Origin of the sequence: Kitasatospora sp. NPDC059722 (genome assembly GCF_042733235.1) — a bacterium.
Taxonomy (GTDB): domain Bacteria; phylum Actinomycetota; class Actinomycetes; order Streptomycetales; family Streptomycetaceae; genus Kitasatospora.
In genome coordinates this window covers 1-1,277 of record NZ_JBHWGD010000294.1, presented here as the reverse complement: position 1 = coordinate 1,277, position 1,277 = coordinate 1, and the positions used below count along the sequence as shown (strand labels likewise).

General features: G+C 70.9%; 1 protein-coding gene. It reads left to right on the top strand.

Annotated features, from left to right (window positions below; all coding sequences use genetic code 11):
* Positions 1-14: 14 nt before the first annotated feature.
* Positions 15-1,241, top strand: coding sequence for an IS701 family transposase (locus ACFV4F_RS43395; protein WP_380511584.1), 1,227 nt, complete (start codon positions 15-17; stop codon positions 1,239-1,241).
* Positions 1,242-1,277: the final 36 nt, after the last annotated feature.

The following is a 1,277-nucleotide window of genomic DNA, read 5'->3' as shown; positions in this document are numbered from 1 at the left end:
GACAGCCCCTTGCTGTGATCGACGATCTGACGGATGCGTGGGACCGGGAACTCAACGAACTCCTGCTGCGGATCGGGGCCCGGTTCGCCCGCATCGAGCCGCGGCGCCGGATGCGGGACTACATCCGCGGGCTGCTGGGCCCGGTCGGCCGCAAGAACAGCTGGCAGCTGGCCGAGTTCGCCGGGCACCCGGCCCCGCACCGGCTCCAACACCTGCTCGCCGGCGCCCGCTGGAACGCCGACCAGGTCCGCGACGACCTGCAGACCTACCTCGCCGAGCAACTCGGCACCCCCGAAGGCGTCCTGATCATCGATGACACCGGCTTCATCAAGAAGGGCACCGTCTCCGCCGGCGTCCAGCGCCAGTACTCCGGCACCGCCGGCCGCACCGAGAACTGCCAGATCGGCGTTTTCGCCGCATACGCCACCACGCGCGGCCACGCCCTGGTCGACCGCGAGCTCTACCTGCCCAAATCCTGGACCGACGACCGCGAACGCTGCCGGGCCGCCCGAGTCCCCGACGAGCGCAGCTTCGCCACCAAGCTCGAACTCGCCCGGGCCATGATCGGGCGGGCCCAGGCCTCGCCACTGCCGATCGCCTGGGTCACCGCGGACTCCGCCTACGGCCAGGACTCCCACTTCCGCCGCTACCTCGAAGACGCCCAGCTCTCCTACGTCGTCGCGGTCCCCAAGTCCCAGCAGGTCCACGGCCCGCGCATTGATCACCTCATCGGCCAGGCGCCATCCGAGGCCTGGCAGCGGCTGTCCGCCGGGCCCGGGGCCAAGGGCGAGCGCGTCTACGACTGGGCCGCCGCCCGCCTCCCGGCGGTGTGGGAGTTCGACGGCGACCAGCCCACCCGCCAGCGCTGGATGCTCGCTCGCCGCAGCATCGCAAGGCCCGACGAGATCGCCTACTACCTGGCCTGCGCACCCCTGGACGCCACCGTCACGGACCTGGTCCGCATCGCCGGCTGCCGCTGGAAGATCGAGGAATGCTTCCAGAGCGCGAAGAACGAGTGCGGCCTGGACCAGTACGAGGTCCGCCGCTACGTGGGCTGGTACCGGCACATCACCCTGGCCATGCTCGCCCACGCCTTCCTGGCGGCCATGGCCACTCAGGAGCGTGAAAAGGGGGAGCCGATCGGGACGCGCCCGACCTCGTGGACCTCACACCGGCCGAGATTCGCCGTCTGCTGGGAACTCGGCCCCGCGACCGTCCTGAGTCCCGCGACCACACCCTGACCTGGTCCAGATGGCGCCGTCGCCACCAAGCACACG